The following is a 14,518-nucleotide window of genomic DNA, read 5'->3' on the forward strand; positions in this document are numbered from 1 at the left end:
ACGCGGGCGAACGGCCGGCGACGTATCTAGTCGTCGAGAAAATTTTCCGCGCGTCGCTGCGGTTCGGCACTTGGCCAGCGTTGACCGTCGATCTGCACGTCGACACGCGGAATGATTCAAAATACTTGGCAGGAAAAATCAGAGCCGCAGCCCTGCGTTGTGCTCGGTTCCTGTAATTTACCGAGGAACTGTCGCAATATTTATGCCAAAGTCCTCCCGGTCATAGGGAAGGTTGGGAGAGTAGAACGGGTCGTACTTCAACTTTTCACCCCATCGATCCCGCATGAACTTCACCTCGGTAGCCGCACGGGCCATCTTCTCGGGTGTGTCTTCCGCACCGCGAGAGATGCTTTCGTGATGGAAGAGCTTCGCGAACGGCGTGAAGAGGTTGCGATATCCGGCCTCCCGAATGCGGAGGCACAGATCCACGTCGTTGAATGCGACGCTCAGTCGCTCCTCAAGTCCGCCGACTTCGAGATATACGTCCTTCCGAACAAACAGGCATGCTGCGGTGACTGCAGACATATTCTGATGGATGCGCAGCCTGTTAAAATAGCCCGCGGCATCGTGCGGGAAGAACTTGTGTGAATGCCCAGCGCAGCCGCCCAAGCCGATGATCACGCCGGCATGTTGAATCGACATGTTTGGATAAAACAGCTTCGCACCAACACAGCCGATGTCCGGCTGTATCGCCCAGGAGGTCATTTCCTCGATCCAGTCAGGGCTTATGACCTCGATATCGTTATTGACGAGGGCGATGACGGAGCCCTTGGCGAACGTCGTCGCGAAGTTGTTTATCTTGGAGTAATTGAAGGGGTGATCGTACGAAAGTACCCGCACATTGGCGAGTTTGGAAATGGCGTCAAAATATTCCAGTGTCTCCGGCTCGACCGAGCCGTTATCGACGATCAAGATCTCATAATTGGTGTAAGTCGATTTCTCGAGGATCGAGTCGACGGCAACCTTGAGCACTTCCACCTTGTCGCGTGTAGGGATGATGAGCGAGACGAGCGGCAGGTCGTCCGGAAGCCTGTGCCGGACGCGGTAATGGCTCACGTCTTCCAGGATCTCCACGTCTGCGTCTCTACCGGTCCTGCTGAGGTGCTCGCCGACAGCTGCCTTCCCGGCCAGAAGGGCGTAGTCCTTCTGGTCGCTTCCCAGCGCGGTCGATCCTGTCAGCACGCGCCAATGATACAAGACATGCGGCAGATGGCCGATTTCGCTGAGGTCAACCTTCTCGATGATGCGAAGAAGCAGATCGTGATCCTGGCTCCCTTCGAATCCAGGGCGCCACCCGCCGGCTTCGGTAATCAGCTCGGTCCTCATGACCGTCAGATGATTCATGTAGTTCTGCGCCAGCATCAACTCGGGCGAGTAATCGGGCTTGAAATACGGATCGAAACGCTGGCCGCGCTCGTCAAGCTTATCCTCGTCGGAATAGAATATCTTAATATCTTTGTTTTTACTGATATATTCTGCCGCATACAGCAAGGCGTGCGGTGCAAGAACGTCATCATGATCGAGCATCGCTACCCAATCGCCGGTCACCAGCTCCAGTGCGGAGTTGGAAGCGTTGCAAATATGGCCGTTGTTCTCGCGGAACACGACTTTGATCCTGCTGTCCTCGGCTGCCGCTTTTCTCAGAACGCTCCGCACATAGGGTTGCGTTGACGCGTCATCTGCGATGCAGAGCTCCCAATTGTCGTAGATCTGTCCTTTGACGCTGGCGATCATCTCGTTCAGGCACGCTAAGGACGGATTGTAGACGGGTACCAGAACGCTGATCAGCGGGCGGTCGCGCAGGGCCTCGTTTCGCCGGCGCAGTTCCGCAGCGCCTTCCGTTCCGCGGAGTTCGTTCATGGCGATCCAGCGCGCGTATCCGGCGTCGCCCGACGGAGAGAGTGCCCTGGTGAGCGCTACCGCCGCCAATGCGTCCGGATGGCGGGCGGCTTCCATGGTGAGGCGAAGCAGCAGCTTCGCGCTCGCCTCTTCGCCAAGATGGCCCAGCTCTTCCGCGCAATAGGCATCCGCAGTGAGCGGCTGGGCGTCCAGCATCGAGATGCTGGCCCGGCCCGTTGCTGCTGCGGGGTCCCAGCGCAGCGCCAGGAGGCGGCGCGGTGCTGCAACGGTGGCGCGGTGGAAACCGTCGGCATCCGGCACCAGGGGAAGCGAGCTCTCCTCGACGAAGCCGCCGCCATAATCAAGATACAGATGGCCGGCGGTAACATGCCCCTCGATCGTCGCGCGGAAGCGGAGCGCGATCAGGTCGCTCTCGATTGCACGGCCATGTGGCTTCAAGATCAGCCACGGGTCGTTGTTGACGAACTCGACGAACGGTGCTTCCGACGAAAGCTCCATGTCGTTGCTGGCGAGGACATGCAGATTGTGGCCGACCTGCTCCAGTCGCTCATGCAATGAAGCGAGTTGTTCGGGCGAAAGCACGGCGCCTGCCCCGAATTGCAGCCGCCGGATCACTTCTTCGGGCGCCCATGTCAGCGTGCGCCGCTCCAGCGCGTACGCGACCGCCGGCTGCAGCAGGACTCCGGCGATAAGCGCGGCTAAATCGAGCTTGTCGGCATCCGCGACCATCAGCTTGATCGATGCCCAGGTGGCTACGGCAGGTACGACGGGCCGTGTCGCGAACAGACCATCCATCGCCGGATAGGCTACCTTGGCCGCGAATTCCGAAGAACTCAGAAAATCGCAAACCGCCTCCGCGAGGGGCGTGTCGGAGCGTTCCGCGATCACGGCTTCGGATTCCGGCGCGCGCTGGAGGAACAGCAGATAGCAGTTCTGAAGGTCTTCGCGGGTCGTCGAAGCCTTGAGGCGAGGCTTGCCGATCGCCGCCGCCCGCGGGGCGAGCTTTTCAGCGGTTCCGGCGCCGAGCGTATCGTCCAACAGTCCGCTCAAGATCGGATAGCGCATCGCAAACCCAAGAAGCGGTGCCAAATCCTGCACGTCGGCGAAGGCTTCCGCGTCATAGTCCGCCGGCAAAAACAGGTCTTGTACCCATCGCTTCAAGCTGTCGGTGACGGGAACGTCGAAAAGCTCAGCGGCGATATCGCCCGCGAGGAAGGCGCAGATGTCGCGCTTGAATTCATCTGAAGATAAAAAGGCTAAAACAACCGCATTGCGTTGCATGCCGATCTTTTCTTTTAAGACCGCCTCATTCTCATGTCGGCGGCCAAGAAACAACTGATAGCAATTCGCTACGTCCTCCTTGTCGGCGGGGCCGGCAAGGCCTATCCCGGCGGAGCGTTTGATCGACTTTTTGGTGGCGGCCGGCGAAGGCAACAGAAATTTCTTCACGCGGCGGGCAACCTTCTGCATTCTGAACTCCATACCGAACCCCAGTTCCGGTGTTTGTAAGAGGGGTAATCAACAGGAAAAACCAGATCGGACCTATCGCCCATGTTACGACCGAGGGACAATCTGTTTCTCGTCCGTGATAGGATTTTCGGCTTTCTAACCCACTTTCGTGGCGTCAGCTTGGTCGTTTGGCGTGGGGGCCGGCCAGAAATCCCCCACGTTCGCCATGGTCTGCAACACCGCCGATGCAACGTCTTCAGGATCGATCCCCCGCAGGCAGGCCTTGTCGAACCGACATTGCGACGACCGGTCCAGATGGCACGGCGAGCACCAGATGGCGCGCGATACGATCGTCACATGGCGACCTACCGGTCGCCACTCCTGCCGCTGATGCGACCCGCCAAAGATGCAGATGGTCGGTACGCCGCGCTGGGCTGCAAGGTGGGCGACCCCTGAATTGTTGCCGATCACGCACGCGGCGCGACCGATCGCGCTCGCCACCACGTCCCATGTATGACAACCACAATCATTAAACACCCGACCTGCATCCAGCGGGCGTACGATATCCCGCGCGCGTAGCGCCTGTGCCTGTGTGCCGATGACACGGAACAGGATGTCGCTGGGCGCTACTGCAAGCAACTTTTCTAGCAAAATCCGATAGTAATCAACCGGCCAGTCGCGAACATAGCTGTTCGAGAAGGGTGACAGGATAACCTCTCGCACGGTCAAGCCTTGGGTTCGAGCATGCCGGTCTCATTCATGCGCATGTCCACCAGGCGCGCCAGCAAGGCAAGATATTCGGATTGATGCAGCACGTTGCTAGAGCCTTGCCGAAAGAGTCGCCCTCCGTAGAAGCTGAACGGCAATGCCGGCTTCCAACGCGGCGCCCATATTCTGAACTGGAGAACGCCGCCGCCCGGGCCGACGTCGAAGGCGAATTCCGGGATCGTGTCGTTGATGATGGTTTGCTGGCAAACGGGGCGGTCGTCGATCACGATCTCCAAGATGAGGGACGCGGGAAGTCGCACACGGCCCGTTTCCAGCAGGGGTTTGAAGATGTAGCTGCCATGGCGAAGCCAGCGATACGGACCCCAGACCAGAGCGCCGCGTTTGGGTCGCCCGGATCCGTCGAGGCGGATTCGAAACGGGTTGGCCACGCAGGGCAGTGCCGATGCGAACAGGCCTGGGTCCCAGCGTTCCTCCGAGGAGGTCTCCCGGCCGTCGCGACTTTCGTCGATCGGTAGGAAGATATCGAGAAAGGGGTGGTTCTGGATATTGCCCAGCCCGGCCCGCAGATCTGCCTTGACACTGGCGAGCAGGAAGCGCGTGTCTGGGTCGGTCCGCATATCGATCGCGAGATCGTAATGCTCGGTTACGGTCTGCTCGAAAAGGGCGCGTTGTCCGAGGACGTCGACATCCTCTTCGCTCGCATTGCGGGGAAAGGCGGAGAAGACCGAGACCTTGTCCAAAATGCCAAATCCGCGCGCCAGATCCGCATTCCATGGCCCGACGACGAGTTCGAGAAACGCATCCGGAAAGGCGGTGCGTATCTGCTGGAGGGCAGGGACGGCCATCACGAAATCGCCCAGATGATCCAGCTTCAGCAACAGGATGCGCAGGCCGTTCGCGGGGTTCGCCGCACGTTCCACCCGCGTCGTCGGCGCGAAAAACAGATGGGTGTCGTCGTCGCTCGACGCGGCTGAGCCGGGCGTCACCGTCCAATCGGGCTGCGGAATCTTCTCGAGAACCACCACCACGTCGCAGGCGCCGACTGGCTCTGCCTCGGCAGGCGCCGCATAATCATAGTGGGTGTCGTCATCCCGGACCTGACGGATGCGGTAGCTGTTGGGCTCGAGCGCTTCCTCGATCTCGCTGGTAATCGTGGCCGCGGTGTACAAGCGTCGCTGCCGACGATCCCATGCCGCCGGCAGCACCGAGCGCCGATCGTACAGGAAGGCATGCGGAACGGCGATGACGAGGTGGCCGCCGACCTTGGTCGCTGCGAACCAGGATCGAATGGCAGCACGATAATCTGTTTCGCGCTGCAAAATCCGGTCGACGACGACGACATCATGGGTTCCAACTGCGCCCGGATCCTCGCCCTGCGTTACCAGGATTGTAGAGCCGTTCCATTCGAGCGACGGTCCCGTGACTGCCGCCAATTGCCGTAGCCGCAGTTCGCCCGACTGAGAGAAACCAGCAGAGCGCTGCTTGTGCACGTGTAGATCCCGTCGCCAGAGTGGTTGCAAGGCCATTAGTGAGTCCCGTCGGAAGCGTCGAGGGGGTCTTCCGACCAATGTAGACCTCGAACCAAACACTCGATAAAGCCCGCACCCGTCTGCCGGAGAAAGGCGGGGATCGCGGTGCACCTGTGGCCGATCGGAGAATTTCGTTTTCATGACAGCGTTCCGTCACGACGGCATTCCGACCGCGCAGGATATTGAGCATCTGTACCGCCTAGCCTGCGGGCGTTCGCCCACCGAGGCAGAGCTGGCCGCCGCCGTAGCCGAGTCGATGGCAACCAGCATCCCGCGCGCGTTTCGCAGCGCGGAATTCAAGGCCCTGCGCAGCCGAGTGGTGCGCCGCCTCCCGATCGACGAGCGGGCGTACGTCTCACCGCCCGACGACGCCCTGATTCGATGGACCGCAGACTTCTTCCCGCTTGCCCAGGAAACGCGCGAGGCCATCCGCGCCGCCTCCAGCTGGCCGCGCCTGTTGGAACTGCTGTTCCGGGACTGGCGTTTTCGCAAGCGCATCGCGCGGGAGTGGCGCGGCATCTCGCTGCGCGCTTTTCTCGCAGGGCTACGGTCCATCCAGCAGCCGTCGAGAAGCATCGTCGGTGCGCTGGATGCATGGTCGGATGCCAGCGTGACCGGTTGGGCGACGGATCGGAACTTTCCCGATCGCGTCTTGATCGTCGAGCTGCGGCTGGGCGGAAGGTTCGTCGCCGCGGGGCGGACGGGAAGCCATACGCATCCCGTCGGCGATCGGTGGAGTTATGCCGGCGCCACCGGTTTCGAGATCAGCTTCCCTGCGGGGAGCCTCGCCGGGACGGACCGGCTGGCCGAGGTTCGTGAGGCGAGCACCGGCGCGGTTCTCGGGCGGTTCGAGACCCGCGATTTCCGCGCCCCGCCCCTCGACAGTATCGGGCAGATCCGCGCGGAGCTGGCGGCGCTGCGGGAAATGATCCACCGTATCGAGAGCAAATTGCCCGAATTCAACGCGGCGCTCGGCTTTGCGCTCGATAATTACGACGAATATCATCGAACCTACTACGGCGCTTCGCACCAGCGCATGGTGGCCGGTGCAGCAGATGCTGCGATGCAGGTTCTCGTGGACGCGACCCGGGGAACGCCGCACGCGCTGGAGCGGACCCTTGCGGCGCTCGCGCAACAGACCGCGTGCCCGGAGGAAATCACCGTCCTCTTTGCCGAGGACGACCTTCGCCACGAGATGCAGCTGGCCGTCGATGCCTTTGTGGACCGGTTCGGCGGGCGTTCCCGTGTCTCCGGTCATGCGATCGCCGACAATGCGCTGGCGGCGCTGATGAACGAACGCATTGGCGGCACGCAGAACGCGGTCTCGTTGCTGGTTCCCGCCGGGTGCACGCTCGCCCCGGATGCGGTCGCCGTTTTCGCGGATGCGATGCGCGCGGGTGCAGACATCGCTTATTCGGATTCGGACGAACTTGTTGGCGATCCTGTTTCGCTCGCGGCGCGGCATGTCGCCCCGACCTTTCGGCAGGCGTTCGATTCGACGCTGGCGCTGCAGCAAGACCTGTGCGGCCCGGTGCTGGCGCTGCGTACAACCCTGGTCGCGAAGCTTTCCTTCCGGCCGGGCCTGGGCAGCGCATGTTCCTACGACTTCGTCTTGCGGGCGGCGGCTGGGGGGGCAGGGATGACGCATATCCCTCGCGTTCTGTATAATTTTTGTCAGGTCGCAGGTCCGGATCAGCAGGAGCGCTTGGCCGTCGTTCGCGAACATCTGGCGGGAACCGACGTTTCGGCGACGGTCGAACCTCTGCGCGATTTTATGGAGGCGCCCACGGACGCCGTTCGCATACAATGGGCGGTGCCGGCGCAAACCAGCGTCGTGATCGTCGTCCCGACACGGGATCGGCTCGATCTTTTGATGCCCTGCCTCGGCAGTATCGAGGCCTCTCGCCCGGAGAACCGTGTCGATCTCAAGCTGATCGTGATCGACAACCAGAGCGAGCTTCCCGAGACTCGGTCGTTTCTGCGGCGGGTTGCCGAATCGCCCTATGCCACCGTCTGTCGGTTCGACGGGGCGTTCAACTGGGCTGCGATGAATAATTTCGCCGTGCGAGATGTGAGCGCCGACGTTTTCGTCTTCCTGAACAACGACACGATCGTGCTCTCTCCAGATTGCTGGGACAAGTTGACCGCGCAAGCGCTTCGGAAAGAGGTGGGTGCCGCTGGCGCCCGGCTCTTCTTCGAAGACGGAACGGTGCAGCATGCCGGCGTGGTGATGGATGAATGGCATAGCTTCGCCACGCACGAAGGCGTTGGCGATGCAGCAAACGCGCCGGGCTATCTCGACCGACACCTGCTCACCCGCGAGGTCTCCATGGTGACGGGGGCCTGCCTTGCTACGCGAAGCGCGGTTTTCCGCGAGATGGGTGGGTTCGATGCAACCGCATTCCCGGTTGAGGGCAATGACACGGACTATTGTCTGCGGGTGCGTTCCCGCGGCTTTAAGGTTATGTATGAAGGTCAGGCCTGCCTTTATCATTTCGAGTCAAAATCGCGCGGCTACAATGATGACGAAGCGAAGCAGCGCCGGGCCTTCCTGGCGACGCAAACGCTGCAGCTGCGCTGGGGGCACTATGCACGGGACCCCTACTACAACCCGCATTTCGACCGCCTGGCGCCACCCTTCCAGCGTCTGCAGGCACCGCGACCGTTGAATTTCACGCAGGTCACGAAAGAAAGCCGAAATGAAAGCTGAGGGTGGAGCATGGTAAGCGCTAGCACTGCCGCCGCTGCCCGTGCCGTGCAGCACCCGACCCTCGACGGTGAGCGGGACGCGCTGCGGACGTGGCTATTCGATGCAGCACTTCCGCTTTGGTGGGAACGCGGTGCGCATCATGGCCCGGGGGGCGGTTTCCACGACAAGCTTCGTGCGGATGGCGTTCCTGAGCGACGCCCGTTGCGCTTGCGCGTGCAGGCGCGCCAGATCTTCGTCTATGCCGAAGCGGGACGCCTGGGGTGGAACGGCCCTTGGCTGCAGGCCGTGGACCATGGCTTTGCAGCGTTGCAACGCTGCTTTCGGCGGCCGGACGGCCTTTATCGCGCCGCGATCGACAATCAGGGCAACGTGCACGCGAACGATGTCGATCTCTATGATCAGAGCTTCGTGCTGTTGGCCTTGGCTTCGGTATGGGAGGTGAGGGGAAGGCCAACGGCCATTCGCGACGAAGCGCTGAATCTGATCGGCCGCTTGCGTGCATCGCTGCCCCACCCGATACTTGGCTTCGAGGAAGAGATTCCCCGTCGGTTGCCGCTTCGGTCCAATCCCCATATGCACCTTCTCGAAGCGATGCTGGCCTGGCTGGCACTGGGGGAGGACGGCGTTTTCCGCGCGACGGCAGACACGATCGCGACGCTTGCAGACCGTTTTCTCATCGACGCGTCAACCGGTGCGATCGGCGAGTTCTTCGATGGCGATTGGTCGCCGCATCCGGACGTGCTGGGCACCCTTCGCGAGCCCGGCCATCAGTTCGAATGGGCCTATCTCCTCGATCAGGCCGGTCGCATGCTCGAGCGAGACTTCAGCAAGCAGGTGGAGGGGCTGTACAGGTTCGGCACGACGCACGGCGTCCAGGACGGGCGCGTGATAGCGGCCGTCGACGCGGCTGGGCAGCCTGTAGACAGGGGTTCCCGCCTCTGGCAGCAAACCGAGCGTCTGCGCACCGTGTGCACAGTGGCCACGACGATGCCCCTGGATACCTACGCAGCAACGATGGAATGCATCGCCGCGTTTCGCCGGTTTTTGGCCCACGCACCGTCTGGCGCGTGGCATGATCGCCTCGACGAACGGGGCGAGATCATTGCCGAATCTGCTCCGGCGTCGTCCCTGTACCACATCGTGACGGGATTGATCCCGTTGTTCGACAAGGCCTGAAATGGATAACCTGCCGATCTTCAATACGGTTCGCGTACTCTGCGTCGGCGACATCATGCTCGACCGCTTCGTCGAAGGTTCCGTCGACCGCATCTCACCCGAGAGCCCTGTCCCGATCCTTCGCTTCGCCGATGCGAAGACCGTGCCAGGGGGGGCGGCGAACGTCGCACGCAACGTCGTGACGCTTGGCGCTACCTGCACGCTGGTCAGCGTACTCGGTTGCGATACCGCCGGGGAGGAGCTGGCCGGCGCGCTTCAGCGCAGCGAACACATCGCTCTGAAGGCGGTGCGGGATCCTTCCCGCCCGACCACCGAAAAGACGCGCTTCACCGCGTCCGGGCAGCACCTCCTCCGCGTCGATCGCGAGCAGACTTCGGACTTCGGCGAGGACGTGCAGAGGGCCCTGCTGGAAACCGTGGCCGGCGAGATTGGCGCGCATGACGTGCTGATCCTGTCGGACTATGCCAAAGGGGTTTTGACGGACACCCTCACGCGGGCGTTGATCCAGCAGGCGCTCGTGGCAGGCATCCCCGTCGTCGCGGATCCGAAAACCGTGCATCTCGACAGGTTCCGCGGTGCGACGCTGATCACGCCAAACGTGGCGGAGGCGCGGGCCGCCACCGGGATACGCGCGATCGACGACGCGTCGGCTGAGGAGGCGGTCTCGGCGATCGCGGCGCAGTTCGGCGTATCGGGGGTCCTGCTGACTCGTGCCGAACAGGGCATGTCGCTGCGCTCGCACGACGGCGCGGTCACGCACATCCCGGCGAGTGCGCGGGATGTGTACGACGTCGTGGGAGCGGGCGATACGGTCGTCGCGACCCTTGCACTCATGCTTGGGGCTGGCGCAGACCAGGCGGGCGCGGCACGGATCGCCAACACCGCCGGCGGGATCGTGGTGGCAAAACATGGCACCGCCACGCTCACTCGGAGCGAGCTGCTCGACGAGCTTTCGCATCAGATGACCAACCGGTCGAGCAGCTTCGTGAAGGTCCTCGATCTTGAAGCCGCCGCGGCGCGCGCCGCCGAGTGGCAGGCCGCTGGCCTCAAGGTGGGCTTCACCAATGGCTGTTTCGACATCATCCATGCAGGCCATGTGCAGCTGTTGCAGTTCGCGCGCAGCCAATGCGACCGTCTCATCGTCGGCTTGAACGACGATGCTTCCGTCAGCCGCCTAAAGGGCCCATCGCGGCCTTTGAATGCACTGGAGGATCGCGGCCATGTGCTCGCCGGTTTCGCGGCAGTGGACGCCGTGGTCGCCTTTTCGGAAGATACGCCGCTCAACCTCGTCTGTGCGCTGCAGCCGGACATTCTCGTTAAGGGCGCGGACTATGCTATCGCGGACATCGTGGGCGCGGATGTGGTTCTGGCCAGAGGAGGAGACGTCCGTCGCTTCGAGCTGTTGCCCGGCCGCAGCACCACGCGGGTTGCCACGCTCCTGGCGGCCCAGGAGTGACGTCCGCGACGATTCTGCGCGACGGCGACGATAGGCCGCCCCAGGCACGCCGCGCCGCTTTTCTCGACCGCGATGGGACGATCATCGTCGAGCGCCATTATCTGCACGATCCGCTGCAGGTGGCGCTGGAGACGGATGCCGCCGCGGGGATGCGCATGTTGCAGGATGCCGGCTGGGTTCTCGTCATGGTCACAAATCAGTCGGGCATCGCGCGCGGCTATTTCACGTTGGAGGCAGCTGCGCGCGTCAACGATGCCGTCGAGGCGCAGCTGCGGGCGGAAGGCGTCCAACTGGAGGGCATCTTCATGTGCCCGCATGGCCCGGAAGACGCCTGTCTTTGCCGAAAGCCCGCGGCGGGGATGTTGCACGACGCGGCGGACCGGTTGAATCTCGATCTTGCGCGGTCGGTAGTCATTGGCGACAAGCGAAGCGATCTCGAGGCGGCAGACCGCGTCGGCGCCGCGGGCATCCTCGTCACCACCGGCAATGGCGCGCAGGATCGTGACTGGGCGAGCGCGACCGGCCACCGGATTGCAGCGTCGCTTCTAGAGGCTGCCTGCCACCTGCAGGCGTTTGCGCCGCATCCCTTGGGGTCGACTGCGGAGAATACCCCAGTTGCTGGCGATCCCGCGCCATCGGACTAGTTTACGACCGGCGCCTCGATCATGCCGACTATCAGCGGAATCGTATCGATTTATTATGAACATCCTTGTTGACGGCTACAATCTTGCACTTCCCAAGGGCACTGGCATTGCAACTTATGGCCGGGGGTTCATTGCCGCGGCCGAGTCCTTGGGGCACCGCGTCGAGCTGCTACTCGGAGAAGAGCTCGAATCGCGACCGGCCTTTCCCGGGCGACGGGCACTGCTAAAGGCTTATGATCTTCTTGCGGCTCCGCTCGGCTACCGCCCGCGCGCGGGCGACCAGGCAGCCCTGGCAAGCGAGCTGGGCTTTCGACAAGCGGCGTGCGCGGCGACCTGGAACCGGGCGCGCCTGTTTCGCGCGGCGAAGATGTACTTCCGCCGCACCGGCAGGTTCGCCGCCGTGCATGTTCCGGACGTCGAGCTTGCCCATTGGACCTATCCGCTCCCCCTCTACGTCCCGGGGGCTCGCAACGTCTACACAGTGCATGACATCGTGCCGATCAAGTTTCCTTGGATGATTTCTCGTGGGGGCGATGAATATCTGCGCACCTGCAGGGCCATCGCCGCGTTGGGAGCCGACGTCCTGACGGTGTCCGAAACCTCGCGCGACGACATCCTGTCGACGTTCGAGATCACGCCGGAGCGCGTTCACAATACGTTCCAGGCCTTTGACAGCAAGATGACACTGGAGACCCGCGCCGGGGATGAATCCTGGGTGCGATCACAAGACCTTGCCCCCAAGGGGTACCTGCTGTTCTTCGGCGCAATCGAGCCCAAGAAGAATGTCGGACGCATCCTGGACGCATTCGAAGCATCCGGCATTGCGACGCCGCTCGTCGTCGTGGCCGCCGGTGGATGGGGATGTCACGCCGAGGAGAGTCGACTGAAGGCGCTTGCACAGCAGCTAGATCGACGGGTCCGTCTCTACGACTATCTTGAACGCGACAAGATGGTGGACCTTATCCGCAATGCGAAGGCGACTTTGTTTCCGAGCCTGTACGAGGGATTCGGGCTCCCCGCGCTGGAGTCGATGGCCGCCGGCACCGCGGTGATCGCTTCCGGCAACGCGTCGCTACGCGAGGTCGTGGGGGATGCCGGGCTGCTGGTGGATCCCCTGTCCGTCGACAGCATCCGCGATGCAATCCGGGCAATCGACTCCGCCCCCAGTCTGCGCCTGGCGCTGGAAGAAAAGGGGCGTCGGCGATCCTTGCTATTCTCCCCCGAAAACTATGCGGCGAGGCTGGCGGCGCTTTTCGCGCGCTGGGGTGCCTAAGGCGGATCGACATTCGGGATTCCTAAGAGAGCTGATCACTGATTCATAGGCATCCGTGTTGAGGCGCGGAGCGAGTGACAGCGGTGAAGCGGTACGAACTGAGCGATGCGCAATGGCAACGGATTGCATCGCTGTTGGCGGGCAAGTGGCGGACCCGGGGCGTTTGGGCGGCGGTAACCGGTTGTTTGTGAACGGGTGTTTGTGGCTGACCAAAGGTCTACAGGCTGGCCGGCGCACTCGGCCGCCCGCTGCGCTTCATCCTCATGCCCGGCCAGACCGGCGACATCACCCGGGCACCGGCTCTGCTCCATGGGCGAGACGGTGCGGCCGTACTCGCCGAAAAGCATATGACGGCAATGCCTTACGCGTCATCATTGCGGATATGGGCGCCAAGGCAGTCATCCCTTCAAACGGCTGCCGCAAGATCGCCATCCCCCACGACGCGACCGTCTACAAACAGCGCAACCGGATCGAGTGATGCTTCGGCCGCCTCAAACATTTCCGCCGCTTCGCAACACGCTGTAAGCGTCGTACCATCCACTTCGCCGGGTTCGTCCATCTCGCCGCCGCCATGATCTGGCTATGGTGAATGTCGATCCGCGCTAGCCTTTAGCCATGCTCGTCCAAGAGCCTGTGCCGGGCGGGCCGGACTCGCCGGCCGCTTCCAGCCCGCGGCTTCCCCGCGCCGGCACCTTGCCTCGCCTCCCCCGCACACCGGAGCGCCCGACGAGGATTCACTCAAACGAACAGATTGAACACAGGGGGATTCTTGCTTAGACGCGCAACATCCGGCGAACGCATAGACTGCAACCGAATTTGACGGCGCAGCACCGCACACGCCCTACCGCGCGTGACGCCGTTTACGTTTGAAAGCAACGCTGATGATCAAGTTTGAGAATGTTTCCAAAACGTATCACATTCGAAAGTTTGAGAAGCGCGTATTTAATGATTTGAATTTCGAAATCGCCAAGGGTGATAGCGTGGGTATTTGCGGCGCGAACGGCGCTGGCAAGTCGACGCTGATGCGTATGATTGCGGGGGTTGAATTTCCGTCGTCGGGTAATGTCACTCGGGCTATGAGTTCGTCTTGGCCGATCGGCTATTCAAGCTGTTTCTATCACAATTTGACCGGCGCGGATAATGCTCGGTTCATTTCACGCATCTACAATCAGCCGGAGCAGGAAGTTCTCCACTATGTTGAGGATTTCGCGCAGCTAGGACCTTATCTTCATCAGCCCGTGGGCACCTATTCTGCCGGCATGGTGGCGCGGCTGGCCTTCGGTATCTCGCTTGCGATCGACTTCGAATGCTATCTGGTGGACGAGATCACGGGGGCGGGGGATGAGCGCTTCCGCATTCGCTGCGAGGAGGCGCTCCTGCACCGCCGCGATAATGCCACGCTGATCATGATCTCGCACGACCCTGGCATGTTGCGCCAATATTGCCGCAGAGGGGCGGTCGTATACGGCGGAAGCCTGGTTTTCTACGATACGATCGACGAGGCGACCGAGGTGCACCATCGGCTACAGACCTTGTCGCACTAGCTTCCGGTTGAGCTAGGCGACGCCACTCTATATGTGCGGCGGGCCATCGTCCGAGCTAACAGCTTTCCTAAAGACTTTTTTCGTTCGACCACCCTGGAGAACTTTGCTGTTTACCCCACCTCTTAGAAGGTCGCGCATCTGTGTCGTT

10 protein-coding genes are annotated in these 14,518 nt (G+C 62.1%); 6 read left to right on the top strand and 4 right to left on the bottom strand.

Features of this window, described 5'->3' with window-relative positions; all coding sequences use genetic code 11:
* Positions 1-177: 177 nt before the first annotated feature.
* The 3 genes from ACTJKY_RS03250 to ACTJKY_RS03260 all read right to left on the bottom strand — a co-directional run bounded on the left by ACTJKY_RS03250 (position 178) and on the right by ACTJKY_RS03260 (position 5,528).
* Positions 178-3,330, bottom strand: coding sequence for a glycosyltransferase family 2 protein (locus tag ACTJKY_RS03250; protein ID WP_440844163.1), 3,153 nt, complete (start codon positions 3,328-3,330; stop codon positions 178-180).
* Between the two features lie 135 nt (positions 3,331-3,465).
* On the bottom strand, positions 3,466-4,032 hold the full coding sequence (locus tag ACTJKY_RS03255; RefSeq protein ID WP_440845213.1) for a glycosyltransferase family 9 protein: 567 nt from the start codon (positions 4,030-4,032) through the stop codon (positions 3,466-3,468).
* 2 nt (positions 4,033-4,034) lie between these two features.
* Entirely contained in the window at positions 4,035-5,528 is a 1,494-nt protein-coding gene (locus ACTJKY_RS03260; RefSeq protein WP_440844165.1) for a glycosyltransferase family 9 protein, read from the bottom strand.
* A gap of 178 nt (positions 5,529-5,706) precedes the next feature.
* Here ACTJKY_RS03260 and ACTJKY_RS03265 point away from each other — a divergent pair, with 178 nt between their 5' ends.
* From ACTJKY_RS03265 to ACTJKY_RS03285, 5 genes are read left to right on the top strand one after another with little or no spacing between them, the layout of a single operon-like run.
* Positions 5,707-8,277 carry a glycosyltransferase gene (locus ACTJKY_RS03265; protein ID WP_440844167.1) on the top strand — a complete coding sequence of 857 codons (2,571 nt, stop codon included), beginning with the start codon at positions 5,707-5,709 and terminating at the stop codon, positions 8,275-8,277.
* Between the two features lie 45 nt (positions 8,278-8,322).
* Positions 8,323-9,453, top strand: a complete 1,131-nt coding sequence (locus ACTJKY_RS03270; RefSeq protein WP_440844169.1) for an AGE family epimerase/isomerase — start codon at positions 8,323-8,325, stop codon at positions 9,451-9,453.
* 1 nt (position 9,454) lies between these two features.
* Complete coding sequence (gene rfaE1, locus ACTJKY_RS03275; RefSeq protein ID WP_440844171.1) at positions 9,455-10,909, top strand: D-glycero-beta-D-manno-heptose-7-phosphate kinase; 1,455 nt, start codon at positions 9,455-9,457, stop codon at positions 10,907-10,909.
* Positions 10,906-11,553, top strand: coding sequence for a D-glycero-alpha-D-manno-heptose-1,7-bisphosphate 7-phosphatase (locus ACTJKY_RS03280; RefSeq protein ID WP_440844173.1), 648 nt, complete (start codon positions 10,906-10,908; stop codon positions 11,551-11,553). The genes rfaE1 and ACTJKY_RS03280 overlap by 4 nt, the downstream gene beginning before the upstream one ends.
* A gap of 55 nt (positions 11,554-11,608) precedes the next feature.
* Positions 11,609-12,826 (top strand): glycosyltransferase family 4 protein, encoded by a 1,218-nt coding sequence (locus ACTJKY_RS03285; RefSeq protein ID WP_440844175.1) that lies wholly within the window; start codon positions 11,609-11,611, stop codon positions 12,824-12,826.
* 406 nt (positions 12,827-13,232) lie between these two features.
* On the opposite strand, the gene ACTJKY_RS03290 is transcribed toward ACTJKY_RS03285, so the two are convergent.
* Positions 13,233-13,385: a hypothetical protein gene (locus tag ACTJKY_RS03290; RefSeq protein ID WP_440844176.1), complete on the bottom strand. Its 153-nt coding sequence runs from the start codon at positions 13,383-13,385 to the stop codon at positions 13,233-13,235.
* A 322-nt stretch (positions 13,386-13,707) separates the two neighbouring features.
* On the opposite strand from ACTJKY_RS03290, the gene ACTJKY_RS03295 reads away from it, so the two are divergent.
* A complete protein-coding gene (locus ACTJKY_RS03295; RefSeq protein ID WP_440844177.1) occupies positions 13,708-14,370 on the top strand; it encodes an ABC transporter ATP-binding protein in 663 nt (220 codons plus the stop codon).
* Positions 14,371-14,518 lie beyond the last annotated feature (148 nt).

Origin of the sequence: Sphingomonas sp. 22176, from assembly GCF_052045505.1 — a bacterium.
Classification (GTDB): Bacteria; Pseudomonadota; Alphaproteobacteria; order Sphingomonadales; family Sphingomonadaceae; genus Sphingomonas.

Coding starts and splice junctions, on each gene's coding strand:
- ACTJKY_RS03250 (WP_440844163.1), bottom strand. CDS start 3,330: ATGCAGAAGGTTGCCCGCCGCGTGAAGAAATTTCTGTTGCCTTCGCCG.
- ACTJKY_RS03265 (WP_440844167.1), top strand. CDS start 5,707: ATGACAGCGTTCCGTCACGACGGCATTCCGACCGCGCAGGATATTGAG.
- rfaE1 (WP_440844171.1), top strand. CDS start 9,455: ATGGATAACCTGCCGATCTTCAATACGGTTCGCGTACTCTGCGTCGGC.
- ACTJKY_RS03285 (WP_440844175.1), top strand. CDS start 11,609: ATGAACATCCTTGTTGACGGCTACAATCTTGCACTTCCCAAGGGCACT.
- ACTJKY_RS03290 (WP_440844176.1), bottom strand. CDS start 13,385: ATGGACGAACCCGGCGAAGTGGATGGTACGACGCTTACAGCGTGTTGC.
- ACTJKY_RS03295 (WP_440844177.1), top strand. CDS start 13,708: ATGATCAAGTTTGAGAATGTTTCCAAAACGTATCACATTCGAAAGTTT.